Here is a 389-nt window from a genome sequence, read left to right as displayed (position 1 = left end):
GGATTCCCCCCAAAGCAGAGCAAGTTTCGTTCTGGTGGCAATCAGATTGCGTCGGGCCTGTTCCAGCTCGATATTGGCAGTGGATAACGCAACTTGCGAACGAATTGCCTCCATGGGCGGCGCTTTTCCTGCTTCAACCCGCTTGACTACCGATTCCATCGCGGCCTGGACCAAATGCAGCGTATCTTCCAGCACATTTACCTGTGCCTGGTTTTCCAGCACATCGACAAAGGCACTGGCTGTACGCGCAATAATTTCCAGCCGCTTGGCGGTATAAGCCTGACTGGCCAGTTCCTGGCCCAGCGCCGCCACATTTATCCGGGCAGATCGTTTGCCACCGAGCTCGATCAGTTGACTGATACGGAAAGTTGTAAGCTTCTGAATGGTGT

1 protein-coding gene is annotated in these 389 nt (G+C 54.2%); it reads right to left on the bottom strand.

Features of this window, described 5'->3' with window-relative positions; all coding sequences use genetic code 11:
- Positions 1-389: TolC family protein (locus SQ11_RS15135; RefSeq protein WP_041515033.1), on the bottom strand; the 389-nt coding region annotated here is incomplete at both ends.

This window comes from Nitrosospira sp. NpAV (genome assembly GCF_000832065.1).
GTDB lineage: Bacteria > Pseudomonadota > Gammaproteobacteria > Burkholderiales > Nitrosomonadaceae > Nitrosospira.
This window is presented reverse-complemented; position numbering and strand designations above follow the sequence as displayed.